This is a genomic window from Streptomyces sp. NPDC001532, assembly GCF_040298625.1.
Taxonomy (GTDB): domain Bacteria; phylum Actinomycetota; class Actinomycetes; order Streptomycetales; family Streptomycetaceae; genus Streptomyces.
In genome coordinates, this window is sequence record NZ_JBEPAL010000007.1 from 51115 (window position 1) to 65874 (window position 14760).

At 71.9% G+C, this 14760-nt stretch carries 11 protein-coding genes; 7 read left to right on the top strand and 4 right to left on the bottom strand.

Annotation, left to right across the window (positions count from 1 at the left end; translation table 11 throughout):
• Positions 1-23: 23 nt before the first annotated feature.
• On the bottom strand, positions 24-353 hold the full coding sequence (locus tag ABT232_RS09320; RefSeq protein ID WP_351838092.1) for an antitoxin: 330 nt from the start codon (positions 351-353) through the stop codon (positions 24-26).
• 25 nt (positions 354-378) lie between these two features.
• The gene (locus ABT232_RS09325) at positions 379-708 is read right to left on the bottom strand and encodes a hypothetical protein (RefSeq protein ID WP_351838094.1); all 330 of its coding nucleotides are present in this window, start codon (positions 706-708) and stop codon (positions 379-381) included.
• A 182-nt stretch (positions 709-890) separates the two neighbouring features.
• Here ABT232_RS09325 and miaA point away from each other — a divergent pair, with 182 nt between their 5' ends.
• From miaA to hflX, 6 genes are all read left to right on the top strand, one after another.
• Positions 891-1829, top strand: coding sequence for a tRNA (adenosine(37)-N6)-dimethylallyltransferase MiaA (miaA, locus tag ABT232_RS09330; protein ID WP_351838096.1), 939 nt, complete (start codon positions 891-893; stop codon positions 1827-1829).
• A 108-nt stretch (positions 1830-1937) separates the two neighbouring features.
• Positions 1938-2441: a hypothetical protein gene (locus ABT232_RS09335; protein WP_351838427.1), complete on the top strand. Its 504-nt coding sequence runs from the start codon at positions 1938-1940 to the stop codon at positions 2439-2441.
• A 212-nt stretch (positions 2442-2653) separates the two neighbouring features.
• The gene (dapF, locus tag ABT232_RS09340; RefSeq protein ID WP_351838098.1) at positions 2654-3523 is read left to right on the top strand and encodes a diaminopimelate epimerase; all 870 of its coding nucleotides are present in this window, start codon (positions 2654-2656) and stop codon (positions 3521-3523) included.
• A gap of 349 nt (positions 3524-3872) precedes the next feature.
• Complete coding sequence (locus ABT232_RS09345; protein ID WP_351838100.1) at positions 3873-6167, top strand: RelA/SpoT family protein; 2295 nt, start codon at positions 3873-3875, stop codon at positions 6165-6167.
• A gap of 79 nt (positions 6168-6246) precedes the next feature.
• The gene (locus tag ABT232_RS09350; RefSeq protein WP_351838102.1) at positions 6247-7722 is read left to right on the top strand and encodes a M1 family metallopeptidase; all 1476 of its coding nucleotides are present in this window, start codon (positions 6247-6249) and stop codon (positions 7720-7722) included.
• 230 nt (positions 7723-7952) lie between these two features.
• Positions 7953-9446, top strand: a complete 1494-nt coding sequence (hflX, locus tag ABT232_RS09355; protein WP_351838104.1) for a GTPase HflX — start codon at positions 7953-7955, stop codon at positions 9444-9446.
• A 318-nt stretch (positions 9447-9764) separates the two neighbouring features.
• Here the strand turns inward: hflX and ABT232_RS09360 are convergent, their stop codons facing one another.
• Together ABT232_RS09360 and ABT232_RS09365 are read right to left on the bottom strand one after the other, a co-directional pair.
• Positions 9765-10994, bottom strand: coding sequence for a trypsin-like serine peptidase (locus ABT232_RS09360; protein ID WP_351838107.1), 1230 nt, complete (start codon positions 10992-10994; stop codon positions 9765-9767).
• Positions 10995-11198: 204 nt separating this feature from the next.
• The gene (locus tag ABT232_RS09365; RefSeq protein ID WP_351838109.1) at positions 11199-12419 is read right to left on the bottom strand and encodes a trypsin-like serine peptidase; all 1221 of its coding nucleotides are present in this window, start codon (positions 12417-12419) and stop codon (positions 11199-11201) included.
• Between the two features lie 508 nt (positions 12420-12927).
• Here ABT232_RS09365 and ABT232_RS09370 point away from each other — a divergent pair.
• Positions 12928-14646, top strand: a complete 1719-nt coding sequence (locus ABT232_RS09370; protein ID WP_351838112.1) for an aminotransferase class III-fold pyridoxal phosphate-dependent enzyme — start codon at positions 12928-12930, stop codon at positions 14644-14646.
• The last annotated feature ends 114 nt before the right edge of the window (positions 14647-14760 follow it).

Sequence of the window (14760 nt, forward strand, 5' to 3'; positions counted from 1 at the left end):
GATGTGTGCGCCGTCGATTGCTTTCAGGAGGTGGGCGGCGGTGGACCGGGCGGCGTCGTGCCGGTGCTGCCAGGGCCCATGCCACCGGGGCCGGTACGGCCATGACCCATGCCGCCCGGGTGGGTGTGGCCCGAGCCGGGCTCGTCCTTGTGAGCGAGCCGGTCCATCGCGTGCTTGGCCTTGCCCGTCCCCGAGTGGATCTTGTCGCTGTACTTGCCCTTGGTGCGCTCGTCCACGGCCTTAGCGGCCTTGTCGATGCCGTGTGTGATCTTGTCCCCGTGGTGCTGCGCGAGGCCGGAGACCTTGTCCTTCGCCGGGCCGAGCTTGGCTTTCAGATTGTCGATAAGACCCATGGGTTCACCTTCCCTCGCGGGCGGTCTACGTGTGGGCGTTCTTGTCGGCCTCGTTGTCGGCCGCCTTCGCGGCGGACTGCTGCTGGGGGATTCCGACGGCGTCCGAGGCGCCGGACTCGTCGGCCGCACCGGCCTCCGCGGTGTCCGTCGCCGCGCTCGTGTCCGTCTCCGTCGCCGCGTCCGTCTTGGCGTCGGTTCCGGCCTCGGCCGACCCGGCCGATTCCGTCGCTGCCGATTCCGTCGCTGCCGCAGCCTCTTTCGCCTCGGAGCCGGCCGACGTGTCGGCCTGTGCCTCGGCGGTCGACGCCTCCTCCGTCGCCTTCGACCTCCGGAAAAGTCGCGCAAAAACGCCCATATCCACTCCATACATTACTCGTGCGGGCGAAATCCCGCGTCGCCCGGTGCGTCCGTTTGCGCCGCCCGGGTCACCGCCCCTGTGAACCGGCGGCTGAAACCTCGCAACGGGCAACGAACCCGGATCCGGGTTGTCACGTAACTCGTTCGAGGTCACCCTGGGAGGTTTGCGAGACTGGTGCGGTGAGCAGCGCAGCCCCCACCCCCCGCGTCATCGCCGTCGTCGGACCCACCGCGGCCGGAAAGTCCGATCTGGGTGTTTTCCTCGCCCGGCAACTCGGCGGGGAGGTCGTCAACGCGGACTCCATGCAGCTGTACCGGGGGATGGACATCGGCACCGCCAAGCTGACGCCCGAGGAGCGCGACGGCGTCCCGCACCACCTCCTGGACATCTGGGACGTCACCGTCACCGCCTCAGTCGCGGAGTACCAGCGGCTCGCCCGTGAGCGGATCGACGCGCTGCTCGCCGCGGGACGCTGGCCGATCCTGGTCGGCGGCTCCGGCTTGTACATCCGCGGGGCCGTGGACAACCTGGAGTTCCCCGGCACCGACCCCGAGGTACGGGCGCGCCTGGAGGAGGAACTCGCCCTGCGCGGTCCCGGCGCCCTGCACGCCCGGCTCGCCGCCGCCGACCCCGGCGCCGGCCGGGCGATCCTGCCGAGCAACGGCCGCCGTATCGTCCGGGCCCTGGAGGTGATCGAGATCACCGGCCAGCCCTTCACCGCCAACCTGCCCGGCCACGACTCGGTCTACGACACCCTCCAGATCGGCGTCGACGTGGCACGGCCCGAGCTGGACGAGCGCATCGCCCGCCGGGTCGACCGGATGTGGGACGCCGGGCTCGTCGAGGAAGTGCGCGCACTGGAGGCGCAGGGGTTGCGCGAGGGGCGTACCGCGTCGCGCGCGCTCGGCTACCAGCAGGTGCTCTCGGCGCTCGCCGGGGAGTGCACCCTCGACGAGGCCCGGAACGAGACCGTCCGCGCCACCAAGCGCTTCGCGCGCCGTCAGGATTCGTGGTTCAGGCGCGACCCGCGGGTGCATTGGCTGAGTGGGGCCGCGGCGGACCTGGCGGAACTTCCTCGGCTCGCCCTGACGTTGGTCGAACGACCGGTTACAGCCTGATCACGTCATGGCATCGGGACGCTCCGGCCGTCATCGGGGCCTCCGGCGCCGTGCCATCATCGAGCTTCGATCGACCAAGTGGAGTCCTAGTTGGGAGGGCGCGTGGCGATGGAGGCCGGCCCTCGCGACACCGCACGAAGCGCCGAGCACGCCACCACCGAAGGTGGCGCGGCGGAGCGGGAAGACGACCGCCTGAGCCCTGACGGGCCGGAAGAGGCCGAGGTCGGGGTGACCGACGACGGTCCCGAGCCCGACGAGATGTTCGTCGGCGGACCCGAGGTCGAGGTCGAACTGCGTCCCCAGCGGCTGCTGCGGCTGTGGCAGCTGGCGCCGATCGTCGGCCTGGGCGCGCTCGGTTCCCTGATGTTCGCGTTCCCGCTCGCCTTCGACTTCGGCGACAGCGGCGCCATGATCGCCATGCTGGGGCTGCTCATCTGCTCCTGCGCGGCCGGCTGGGGCATGATGGCCGCCCGCAGGGTGGGCTACACCTGGCCCGGCCTGCCGCAGCGCGGCTCCGGGCGCCGACCCGACTGGCGCGTCGTGATCGCGTACGTCGTGGTGGTCGCCGCGGTGGTCGTCCTGGCGGTGTGGCGCGTGGCACGGCTGCGCTGAGCCGAGTCGCAGGGCAGGCCGCTCGCAGGCCAGATCACTCGCAGCCCGGAGCGCTCGCAGCCCGGAGCGCTCGCAGGCCAGACCGCTCGACCGCCGTTCCGCTGGACTGCTCGACCGTCCGCCCGCCGGACCGCTCGACCGAGGCTCCGCTCGACCGCTTCGCCCTCCGGACCGCTCGGCCCGGTGTCGTATCCACCCCGTACGATCGAGGAATGAGCACGCGGATCGCCTTCCTCAAGGGCCACGGCACCGAGAACGACTTCGTGATCGTCCCGGACCCCGAGAACGCCATCGACCTGCCCCCGGCCGCCGTCGCCGCGCTGTGCGACCGCCGCGCGGGCATCGGCGGCGACGGACTGCTGCACGTGGTGCGCTCCGCCGCCCACCCGGAGGCCCAGAAGATGGCCGCCGAGGCCGAGTGGTTCATGGACTACCGCAACGGTGACGGCTCGATCGCGGAGATGTGCGGCAACGGCGTACGGGTGTTCGCCCGCTACCTCCAGCACGCCGGGCTGGTCGCCGAGGGCGACCTCGCCGTCGCCACGCGCGGGGGCGTGAAGACCGTGCACATCGCCAAGGACGGCGACGTCACCGTCGGCATGGGCAAGGCACTGCTGCCCGAGGGCGAGGTCACGGTGAGCGTCGACGAGCACAGCTGGCCCGCGCGGAACGTGAACATGGGCAACCCGCACGCGGTCGCCTTCGTCGACGATCTCGCGGACGCCGGCAGCCTGTCGGCCCCGCCGCCGTTCAGCCCGGCCACCGCCTACCCGGACGGGGTGAACGTCGAGTTCGTGGTCGACCGCGGCCCGCGGCACGTCGCCATGCGCGTGCACGAGCGCGGCTCCGGCGAGACCCGCTCGTGCGGCACGGGCGCGTGCGCCGTGGCCGTCGCCACCGCCCGCCGGGACGGCGCCGACCCGGCCGTCACCGGCACGCCCGTCACCTACACGGTGGACGTCCTCGGCGGACGCCTGGTGATCACCGAGCGGCCCGACGGCCAGATCGAGATGACCGGCCCCGCGGTGATCGTCGCCGAGGGCGAGATCGACGAGGAGTGGCTGGCGGGCGCGACGCGCTGACGGCCGACGCCCTGCGCCGCTCGGGTGCCGCCGCTTTCGCGGGCGGCGCGCCCGGCGGTGACCCTCCGGTCGCGGCCCCGGTCCTTCTCCCGCCCTTCTCCGCCGCGCCCCGCCCCGTCTCCGGTCGTCTCGGCCGCCGTGACTTTCCGGTTCCGTCCCGCTCTGCCGTAAACGTCTTTTCCGTCGCTCGAATGGGTGATCCGTTTCACGCTCGGCGAGAGGCGGTCGGCCACGCGTGATGGGCTCGGTAGCATCAAGCACCGGCCCGGACGGGGGAGACGTCGCCATCCCCTGAGCCGTGTCCGCCCCTGGGCACCCCGTCCGCCGGTCCACGCAGCCGGAGGTGCCCATGAGTGCGGAGGCCACGAACCCTGCGAGCCCAGGCGCTGTGACGGACCCCGTGACCAGCGCCCTGGCGCCCACGGCGCCCGCAGCCCAGCGCAGGAGGAGCCGGCCCAGGATCGACCTGCGCCGACTGGGACGCGCCGCGTTGCTCGGCCCGGCCGCCCGGGACCGGCTGCCGGACGCCATCAGCCATGTGGTCGACGCGCACCGCGCCCACCACCCTGACGCCGACCTCGAACAACTGCGCCGCGCCTATGTGCTGGCGGAGTCCTCGCACCGCGGCCAGATGCGCAAGAGCGGCGAGCCGTACATCACCCATCCGCTCGCGGTGACCCTCATCCTCGCCGAACTCGGCGCCGAGACCACCACGTTGACCGCCTCCCTGCTGCACGACACCGTCGAGGACACGGACGTCACCCTGGACCAGGTCGGCGAGGAGTTCGGCGAGGAGGTGCGCTATCTCGTCGACGGCGTCACCAAGTTGGAGAAGGTCGACTACGGTGCCGCCGCCGAACCCGAGACCTTCCGCAAGATGCTCGTCGCCACCGGCAACGACGTCCGCGTGATGTCGATCAAACTCGCCGACCGGCTGCACAACATGCGCACCCTCGGCGTGATGCGCCCCGAGAAACAGGCCCGGATCGCCAAGGTCACCCGGGACGTCCTCATCCCACTCGCCGAACGGCTCGGCGTGCAGGCGCTCAAGACCGAACTGGAGGACCTCGTCTTCGCGATCCTCCACCCGGAGGAGTACGAGCACACCCGCAAGCTGATCGTCGACAACGCCGGCCGGAGCGACGACCCGCTCGCCGAGATGGCCGACGAGATGCGCGGTGTGCTGCGCGAGGCCGACATCCAGGCCGAAGTCCTCATCCGGCCGCGGCACTTCGTCTCCGTGCACCGCGTCTCCCGCAAGCGCGGCCGGCTGCGCGGCGCCGACTTCGGGCGGATCCTGGTCCTGGTGAACGAGGACGCCGACTGCTACGGCGTCCTCGGCGAACTGCACACCTGTATGACGCCGGTGGTCTCGGAGTTCAAGGACTTCATCGCCGTACCGAAGTTCAACCTCTACCAGTCGCTGCACACCGCCGTCGCCCGCCCCGACGGACAGGTCGCCGAAGTCCTCATCCGCACCCATCAGATGCACAAGGTGGCCGAGGCCGGCGTGGTCGCGCTCGGCAACCCCTACGCGACGCCCCCGGAGGAGCAGTCCGCCGGCGACGGCGAGCGCGTCGACCCCACCCGGCCCGGCTGGCTCTCCCGCCTCCTGGACTGGCAGCGGGCCGCGCCCGACCCCGACACCTTCTGGTCGACGCTGCGCGAGGACCTGGCGCAGGACCGCGAGATCACCGTGTTCCGGCCCGACGGCGGCACCCTCGGCCTGCCCGAGGGCGCCACCTGCGTGGACGCCGCCTACGCGCAGTACGGCGAGGACGCGCACGCCTGCCTCGGGGCGCGCGTCAACGGCCGGCTCGCGACGCTGAGCACCGTGCTGCGCGACGGCGACACCGTGCAACTGCTCATGGGGCAGGACCCGGCGTCGGAGCCGTCGCGCGAGTGGCTGGAGCACGCCCACACCCCGGCCGCGCGGATCGCCATCCAGCGGTGGCTGGCGACGCATCCGACGGCGCCCGTGGAGGACGACGCCCGCACCGACCCGACCGGCGGTGCCGCCGCGGAACAGGACGCCGGGGCCCTTGGCGCGCGGCCCGAACACGGGCTTCCCGCGGCCCAGCGGTCCCACGCGGCTGCCCAGCGGTCCCGCGCGGCCGCCGAGCGAACCCCCTACCAGGACGCCTCCGGGGCGCTCCGGGCGTTCGCGGCCGGGGCCGCCGTACCGGCCGTCGCCGACCGGCCCGGCGCGACGGTACGGCTCGCCGGCTGCTGTACGCCCGTACCGCCCGACGAGGTCACCGGCTTCGCGGTACGCGGGGGAGTGGTGACCGTGCACCGCGTCGGGTGCGCGGCCGTGACCCGGATGAAGGGCGCGGGCCGGGCGGAGGTGGCGGTGCACTGGGGCGAAGACGCCGAGAACGAGACCTCCGGGGGCCGTGTCACTCTCGTCGCTGAATCGTTCGGCCGCCCGCACCTCCTCGCGGATCTGACGGAGGCCATCGCCCTGGAGGGCGCCGAGATCGTCTCCGCCACCGTCGAACCCCCGAGCCAGCAGCGGGTCCGTCACACCTACACCCTCCAGCTGCCCGACGCCGCCGGGCTGCCCGCCCTGATGCGCGCGATGCGCAACGTCCCCGGCGTGTACGACGTGACCCGGGCGCAGCACCCCGCTTCGGCCCACTGACGGCCCGACGGCACCCCGTTCGAGTGGGCCCGGCGCGCGCCGTCACCGTGCGCCGGGCGGGCGCTGGTAGCCGTGGGACATGCCGCACACCCCTCGCATCCGTGCCCCTCGTCGGCTGAAGGCGGCGCTGCTCGCCTCCGCCGTCACCGTCTGCCTCGTCGCCGCGAGCGCGCCGCCGGCCCCGCTGGGCGTCGGCGACCGCCTCTTCCCGCACCTCGGGAACCCCGGATACGACGTGGCGGCGTACGACCTCTCCCTCACCTATCCGGGCACCAACGACAAGCCGCTGAAGGCGGTCACGACGATCGACGCCCGGACCACCGACGAGCTGGAGCACGTCAACCTCGACTTCGCCCGCGGACAGGTGGAGTCGGTCGAGATCAACGGCGAGGCGGCCGCCTCCTACGCCGCGGCCGGCGAGGACCTGGTGATCACCCCCCGGGACTCGCTGCCCGCGGGACGGTGGCTGCGCATCGTCGTGCGCCACACCAGCGACCCCGTGGCCGGCAAGGGCCGCGAGGGCGGCTGGGTGCGGACCGCCGACGGCCTCGCCATGGCGAACCAGGCCGATGTCGCGCACCTGGTCTTCCCGTGCAACGACCATCCCTCGGACAAGGCCATGTTCACCTTCCGGATCACCGCGCCGGAGGGCTTCACGGCCGTCGCCAACGGCCTGCCGTCCGATCCGGCGGACCGGGCCGACGGCGGCACCACCTGGACCTACCGGACCCGCCACCCCATGGCCACCGAGCTGGCCCAGGTCTCCATCGGCCGCTCCACGGTGGTGCACCGCACCGGCCCGCACGGACTGCCGGTACGCGACGTCGTGCCCACCGAGCACCGGGAGCGGCTGGAACCGTGGCTGGCGAAGACGCCCGACCAGATCGTCTGGATGGAGAACAAGGTCGGCCCGTATCCCTTCGAGGCGTACGGCGTGCTCATGGCGGACGCCATCACCGGCTTCGAACTGGAGACCCAGACGCTCTCCCTCTTCGAGAAAGACCTGTTCACCGACCCGGCCCTGCCCCCCTGGTACGTCGAATCGATCATGGTCCACGAGCTGGCCCACCAGTGGTTCGGCGACAGCGTCAGCCCGCGCACCTGGTCCGACCTGTGGCTCAACGAAGGACACGCCACCTGGTACGAGGCCCTGTACGCGGAGGAGAAGGCCGACCGTCCTCTGGAGGCCCGGATGAAGGCCGCGTACGGAGCCTCCGACCGCTGGCGCGCGGCAGGCGGTCCGCCCGCCGCGCCCAAGGTCCCCGCGGCCGGCAGCCGGCTCGGCATCTTCCGGCCGAACGTCTACGACGGCGCCGCGCTGATCCTCTACGCGCTGCGCCAGGAGATCGGCGCCCCGGCGTTCGATCGGCTGGAGCGCGCCTGGGTCAGCCGCCACCGGGATGCCACCGCCACCACCGCCGACTTCGTACACCTCGCCTCCGAGATGGCCGGCCGCGATCTCACCGGCTTCTTCGCGGGCTGGCTCTACGCGGAGAAGACTCCGCCGATGCCGGGGCACCCGGACTGGAAGTCGGCGGCGCCGAACGCGGCATGAGTGCGGTGACGGCCGGGCAATAACACGGTGACGAGACGGGGCGTCCCGTGCGACCATCTTCAGGCAGCACGCACGGCAGGCACGCACCGCAGGGTGCACGGGAATCTCCCGGGGTACTCGTGCGTTGTGAGCAGTGACGGAACGGCTCCGCCCGCCATGGGCGGCGACCGGAGACCTCCGCCGCCGCTCCGTCGCCGCACCAACGGAACCCCCAACGACGTAAGGACCCAATGACCTCCTCTTCTTCCCCTTCCCAGGACACCAAGCGCTTTGCGCACGACTACCCCGAAGGTCTTCGGGCCGATGCCCTGATGGAAGAGGACGTCGCCTGGAGCCACGAGATCGACGGAGAGCGGGACGGCGACCAGTTCGACCGCTCCGAGCGCGCGGCTCTGCGCCGCGTGGCGGGCCTCTCCACCGAGCTCGAGGACGTCACCGAGGTCGAGTACCGTCAGCTCCGCCTGGAGCGGGTCGTGCTCGTCGGCGTCTGGACCTCGGGGACCGTGCAGGACGCGGACAACTCCCTCGCGGAGCTCGCCGCCCTCGCCGAGACGGCGGGCGCGCTCGTGCTCGACGGCGTCGTCCAGCGCCGTGACAAGCCCGACGCGGCCACCTACATCGGCTCCGGCAAGGCCGAGGAACTGCGCGAGATCGTGATCGAGACGGGCGCGGACACCGTCATCTGCGACGGTGAGCTGAGCCCGGGCCAGCTGATCCACCTCGAAGACGTCGTCAAGGTCAAGGTCATCGACCGTACGGCCCTGATCCTGGACATCTTCGCCCAGCACGCCAAGTCCCGAGAGGGCAAGGCGCAGGTCGCGCTCGCGCAGATGCAGTACATGCTGCCGAGGCTCCGAGGCTGGGGTCAGTCGCTGTCCCGTCAGATGGGCGGCGGCAAGGGCGGCGGCCTCGCCACCCGTGGTCCTGGTGAGACCAAGATCGAGACGGACCGGCGTCGGATCCGCGAGAAGATGGCGAAGATGCGCCGGGAGATCGCGGACATGAAGACCGGGCGCGAGATCAAGCGCCAGGAACGGCGCCGCCACAAGGTGCCCTCCGTCGCGATCGCGGGCTACACCAACGCCGGCAAGTCCTCGCTGCTCAACCGTCTCACCGGCGCGGGCGTGCTGGTCGAGAACGCGCTGTTCGCGACCCTCGACCCGACCGTGCGCCGGGCCGAGACCCCGAGCGGCCGTCTCTACACGCTGGCCGACACCGTCGGCTTCGTCCGGCACCTGCCGCACCACCTGGTCGAGGCGTTCCGCTCCACGATGGAGGAGGTCGGCGACTCCGACCTGATCCTCCATGTGGTGGACGGTTCGCACCCGGTGCCGGAGGAGCAGCTGGCCGCCGTGCGCGAGGTGATCAGGGAGGTCGGCGCGACCGACATTCCCGAGATCGTCGTGATCAACAAGGCCGACGCGGCGGACCCGCTGGTGCTCCAGCGGCTGATGCGGAACGAGAAGCGCTCCATCGCGGTCTCGGCCCGTACCGGCCGGGGCATCCCCGAGCTGCTGGCCCTGATCGACGCCGAGCTGCCCCGCCCGGCGGTCGAGGTGGAGGCCCTGGTGCCTTACACCCACGGCAAGCTGGTCGCCCGCGCCCATGACGAGGGCGAGGTGATCTCCGAGGAGCACACCGCGGAGGGCACCCTGCTCAAGGTCCGGGTGCACGAGGAACTGGCGGCGGAACTCACGCCGTACGCTCCGGCTTCGGCTGTCTGAGGCTCATGGCCGAGCGCGGCTTGCCGGACCGCTGCTTGCCCGACCTGCCCGACCGTGGCTTGTCCGACTGCGGCTGACAACCGCCGCTGACAGCCCGAAGGCCCGCCCTCCGCATCGCGCGGGGGGCGGGCCTTCGGCGTTGCGTCGGGACCTGCGACGTGTTGCCTGGTGGGTGTGGTGCCGTGCCGTTCCTTGCGGGCGCGGGCGCGGGCGCGGGTGAGGGCGAGGGCGCGGGTGAGGACGTGGGCGCGGGTGAGGACGTGGGGCACCGCGTCGCGCGTGTCGTGCGCTGCGTCGCGGGCGCGGTGCCCGTCGGCGTCACTGGCCGCCGTAGGTCTCGCTCATGCTCTCGTACAGCGCCTGGGCGTCCTGGCCGAGCTGCGGGCCCGCCAGCCAGGTGTTGTCGGTCGGGCCGATCGAGGTGTTGGAGACCAGCTGCGTCTCACCGTTCACCACTCGGAACCAGCCGCCACCGGAGGAACCACCGGTCATGGTGCAGCCGATGCGGTACATCGTCGGCAGTGAGGCGCTCAGCGAGAACCGGCCCGGCTGGTCGATGCACTTGAACATGTCCAGGCCGTTGTAGGGCGGCGCCGCCGGGTAGCCCCACGCGCCCATCTTCCCGGCCTCGGCCGCGTCCGGCGCGGAGAAGTCCACGTCCAGCGCCGCGCCGACGGTCTCCTCCAGCGACTTCGCGCCCTGCTCCGGCTGCACATGCAGCACGGCGTAGTCGTACGCGGCCCCCGCGCCGCCGCTCGCCGAGCCGCCCTCGATCCAGCCGTTCGAGGTGGAGGCCCAGTCCGCCCACCAGTTGCCGTACGGGGCGATCTCGACCGGGTCGGCGTTGCGCAGCTGCGCCTCGGACTTGCCGAGGTCGTTGTAGGCCGGGACGAAGACGATGTTCCGGTACCAGCCGCCACCGGTGCCGGCGTGGACGCAGTGACCGGCCGTCCAGACGAGGTTGGACTTGCCCGGGTGGTTCACGTCCTTGATGACCGTGCCCGAGCAGACCATCGAGCCCTCGGGGGAGTCGAAGAAGATCTTCCCGACCGGGGCGGCGTTGTCGTGGTACGGCGTCTTCTCGGCCGTGGCGCGGACCGGCAGGGGCTCCGGGTCGCTCACGCCCTGTCCGGCAGCCGCGTCCTTCGTCGTGACGGTCTTGTCGGCCTCCTCGGCGGACTGCATCCGCTCCGGCTTCCACAGCCCCTCGATCACCGGGTTGACGAAATCCTTGGCCTCACTGAGCCACTTGTCCTTGTCCCAGTTCTTCCAGCCGCCGTTCTTCCAGGCGTCGACGTCGATGCCGTGCTCCTGGAGCCGGTCGGCGATGTCGGACGGGATCTTGACCTTGCCGTCACCGCCACCGGTGCCGTCGGCGGTCCCGTCGGCGGCCTGCGAGGCGGTGGCGCCGGCCTGGTCGGCGGCCTCGTCCTCGCCGCCGCCTTCACAGGCGGTCGTGGCGACTGCCAGTGCGGCGACGAGGCCGGTGGCGGCGAGAACGGTACGCCGACGCCGGTGCGGAGTTGCGGGCGTGCGTATGGAACGCATGGTGCGTGGACCCCCGTGTTTACGCGTTAATGTCATGTACTTGTCATGCATGATCTCGGTCGGCTCATCCCAGGACCGACCCGTGCGACACCCCACTATGCCCGTGGAGTTGAGGGCGAACGGCGGCGAGACGGTGAAGGTTTCCCTACGGCATCCCGCCGCCACCCGTTGTGCGCGGTCGTCGCGGACCGCCCAGGCATGGGCCTACTGGCCGGCGAACTTACCGCTCACCTCGTCGAAGATGCCCTTGGCCTCCTTGCCCAGCCGCGGACCCGCCAGCCAGCCCGAGGTCACCGGGCCGATCGAGGTGTTGGACACCAGCGCCGGCTTGCCGTCCGAGCCCGTCGCGACCCAGCCGCCACCGGACGAACCGCCGGTCATGGTGCAGCCGATGCGGTACATCGTCGGGTCCGCGGCGTTGATCGACAGCCGACCCGGCTTGTCCTGGCACTGGTACAGCTTCTGGCCGTCGTACGGCGGCGCCGCCGGGTAGCCGATCGCGGTCATGTCGTCGATCTTCGACACGGCCGGGGCGTTGAAGTCCACCGGCAGCGCCGAACCGACCATCTCCTCCAGCGACTTCCCGCCGCTGCCTTCCTCCGGCGTCACATGGATGACGGCGAAGTCGTACGGAGCACCGTCGCCGCCGGTCGCACCGCCCTGCTCGATCCACTGGTCCGAGGTCTGCACCCAGTCGCCCCACCAGACGCCGTACGGAGCGACCTCTTCCGTCGTGGCCTCCGAGAGCTCCGCGGTCGACATGCCCGCGTCGTTGTACGACGGCACGAACGCGATGTTGCGGTACCAGCCACCGCTCTTGCCCGCGTGCACGCAGTGCCCCGCCGTCCACACCATGTTGGACTTGCCGGGATGCGCCGGGTCCTTCACCACCGTCGCCGAGCAGACCATCGTGCCCTCGGGGGAGTCGAAGAACACCTTGCCCGCCTCGGGAGCGTTGGCGTGGTACGAAGCCGGTACGGCCTCCGCCTGCACCGGAGCAGGCTCGGGGTCGGTCACGCCCTGGTCACCGGAGATGTCGCTCTCGTCGACCTCCTGGTCGGGCTCCTCCGCCTCGCGCATCCGGTCCGGGTCCCACAGGTCCTCGATGATCGGGTTGACGAAGTCCTCGGCCTCGCGCAGCCAGTCGTCCTTGCTCCAGTCCTTCCAAGCGCCGTCCCGCCACTTGTCCAGGTCGATCCCGTGCTCCTTGAGCCGGTCCTTGATGTCGTCCGGAATCGTGATCTTGCCGTCGCCCGCGGCCGCGGAAGCCGTCGCCTCGGCGCCCGCCTCGGCGTCCCCCGACTCGCAGGCGGTGGCGGTGAGCGTGAGCACCGAGGCCAGGGCAACAGCGGTCAGGACGGGGGAGGTTCTGCGGCGCCCGCTCCCCTCCCGGCGAGCGGTGAACGACGGCCGAGTGGATCGCATGGTGGTACTCCCCCTGATGTGGACGGACTTGGCACAGCGGGCCGCGAGCCCGACCGAACTCACAGGGAGCTCAGGCTGCTCTCACGGCCTTCTGGGAATGGCACCCCACACTATGCGGTCGCTGTGGGGGACTTCCGACGGAACGGCAACGGTTCCGTCACGGCAAGGATCTTGAAGCAACCCGTAACCCCGTGCGTGCAGCGGGGTTGGTAGCGGTGGGGTCCGTAAGGCTGCGCGGTTCTGTGACGCCTGCCACCGGACCTGGATGGTCCGTCGGGCCGAGGTGCGAGGTGGCGTTCGGGCACGGGCCGGCTGAGGGCTGAGGGCTGGGTGCTGAGTGCCGAAGGCTGAGTGCTGGGTGCTGGGTGCTGAAGGCCGAGTGCTGTGTGCTGCGAGAGGTGAGTGGATCGGTGGTGAGGAGGCTGCGCGGTGGGCGAGGAACGGATGGGCCCACGCCGGCCGACCTCTCGGCGTCCGGTGAACTGCCGGGGAACTAGGAGCCGTGGCTGTGACTGAGGAGATCCTGCGCCGCCCGCCGGCGCGCGAGTCCGCAGCTCGCACCTATCCCCACGCCCTGCCCATCGTGCCCGTGCGGGCGCGTGGACTGACCATCGAAGGCGCCGACGGCCGCCGCTACCTGGACTGCCTCTCCGGCGCCGGCACGCTCGCCCTCGGCCACAACCACCCGGTCGTCCTGGCGGCGATCCGCGAGGTCCTCGACTCGGGAGCGCCCCTGCACGTGCCCGACCTCACGACGCCTGTCGAGGACGCCTTCGTCACAGAGCTGCTGCGCACCCTGCCGCCCGGGCTCGCGGACCACGCCCGCGTACGTTTCTGCGGACCTACCGGCGCCGACGCGCTGGCGACGGCCTACGCGCTCGCCCGGGCCGCGACCGGCCGCACCGCCGTCCTCACCTTCGCAGGCGCCGACCACGGGCCCGGCGCTGAGACGCTCAAGACGTCCAGCACCGCCATCGGCCTCACCGACCGTCCGCTTCCCTACCCACAGGACTACCGCTGCCCCTTCGGCGTGGGCGGCCCGCACGGCGCCGAACTCGCCGGCCAGTGGGCCGAAGCCGTGCTGAACGGCGCGGATCCTGCGGTGCCCTTTCCCGGGGATCCGGCGGTGCCCTTCCCCGCGGACCCCGGCGCGCCGGCCCCTTCCGCCGCCCTTGGCGCGCCTGCCATTTCCCCTTCGGCCGCTCCTCTCGCCGGGATGATCCTCGAACCGGTTCAGGGCGAGGAAGGCGTGATCCCCGCGCCCGACGAATGGATGCGCCGCATGCGACACCTCACCGCTGCCCGGTCCGTCCCACTGATCGTCGACGAGTCGCAGACCGGCGTGGGCCGCACCGGCACCTTCTGGGCCGTCGAGCACAGTGGGGTGACCCCCGACGTGATGATCCTCTCCAAAGCCATCGGCGGCAGCCTCCCGCTGGCCGCCGTGGTCCACCGCGACGACCTCCTGGACGCCGACGCACCGGACGCCCACGCCGGGCCCTTCCGCGGCAACCAGCTGGCCATGGCAGCCGGTGCGGCCACCCTCGCGCACGTCCGGCACCACCGCCTCGCCGAACGAGCGGCCACCTTGGGTGCTCGCCTCCTGAAACAACTTCGCGTCTTGCGGACGGAGTTCGCCTACGTCGGTGATGTGCGGGGGCGGGGACTGATGATCGGCGTGGAACTCGTGGACCCGGAGGCGGAGGCCGACACGGCGGCGGGAGCCGAGGCGGAGTCGCGTGCGGCTCGGGACGGCAGCGGTCCGTCGTCGGTGGCGGCGTGGGGCGGTGGCCTGGCAGGTGTGCCCTTGCCGCACAGCTCGTCCGACGACGCCACGCGGACCGCGACCGGTCCGTTCAGCGCCCGCTCGCCGCGTCCACCCGCGCCCCACCTCGCGTCCGCCGTCCAGCGCGAGTGCCTGCGGCGCGGCCTGATCGTCGGGCTCGGCGGGCGCAACACCAGCGTCGTACGGCTGCTGCCGCCCCTGACCATCAGCGACGAGCAGGTGGCCGCGGTGCTGGACCGACTCGCCGACGCCCTGGCGGCAGTGGCCCCCGCCCACACCGGCCGACGCCAACCTCGGCGAGACGGCGACCGGCAGCGCAACGAAGAGGGCCGGCGGCGCGGAGAAGCGCAGAGCCAGGGCCACGGGCGCCACCGCGACCCACAACACCGCCCCGACCAGCGATGCCAAGAGCCCGGCGATTCCGCCGGGCGAGCGCGATAGCGAGGCCGCCGTTGCCCACGCACCCCGACCCATCACCAGGCGGACTCCGCCCGTCATCTGCGGCGGCGCACAGCCTGAACGCCCGTAACTGCTCCACCGAGCCACGCCGCACCG

Bases quoted from the DNA above. Each gene is read 5' to 3' on its own strand.
- ABT232_RS09320 (WP_351838092.1), bottom strand. From the start codon at position 353: ATGGGTCTTATCGACAATCTGAAAGCCAAGCTCGGCCCGGCGAAGGAC.
- ABT232_RS09365 (WP_351838109.1), bottom strand. From the start codon at position 12,419: ATGCGATCCACTCGGCCGTCGTTCACCGCTCGCCGGGAGGGGAGCGGG.
- ABT232_RS09335 (WP_351838427.1), top strand. From the start codon at position 1,938: ATGGAGGCCGGCCCTCGCGACACCGCACGAAGCGCCGAGCACGCCACC.
- ABT232_RS09345 (WP_351838100.1), top strand. From the start codon at position 3,873: ATGAGTGCGGAGGCCACGAACCCTGCGAGCCCAGGCGCTGTGACGGAC.
- ABT232_RS09325 (WP_351838094.1), bottom strand. From the start codon at position 708: ATGGGCGTTTTTGCGCGACTTTTCCGGAGGTCGAAGGCGACGGAGGAG.
- hflX (WP_351838104.1), top strand. From the start codon at position 7,953: ATGACCTCCTCTTCTTCCCCTTCCCAGGACACCAAGCGCTTTGCGCAC.
- ABT232_RS09360 (WP_351838107.1), bottom strand. From the start codon at position 10,994: ATGCGTTCCATACGCACGCCCGCAACTCCGCACCGGCGTCGGCGTACC.
- dapF (WP_351838098.1), top strand. From the start codon at position 2,654: ATGAGCACGCGGATCGCCTTCCTCAAGGGCCACGGCACCGAGAACGAC.
- ABT232_RS09350 (WP_351838102.1), top strand. From the start codon at position 6,247: ATGCCGCACACCCCTCGCATCCGTGCCCCTCGTCGGCTGAAGGCGGCG.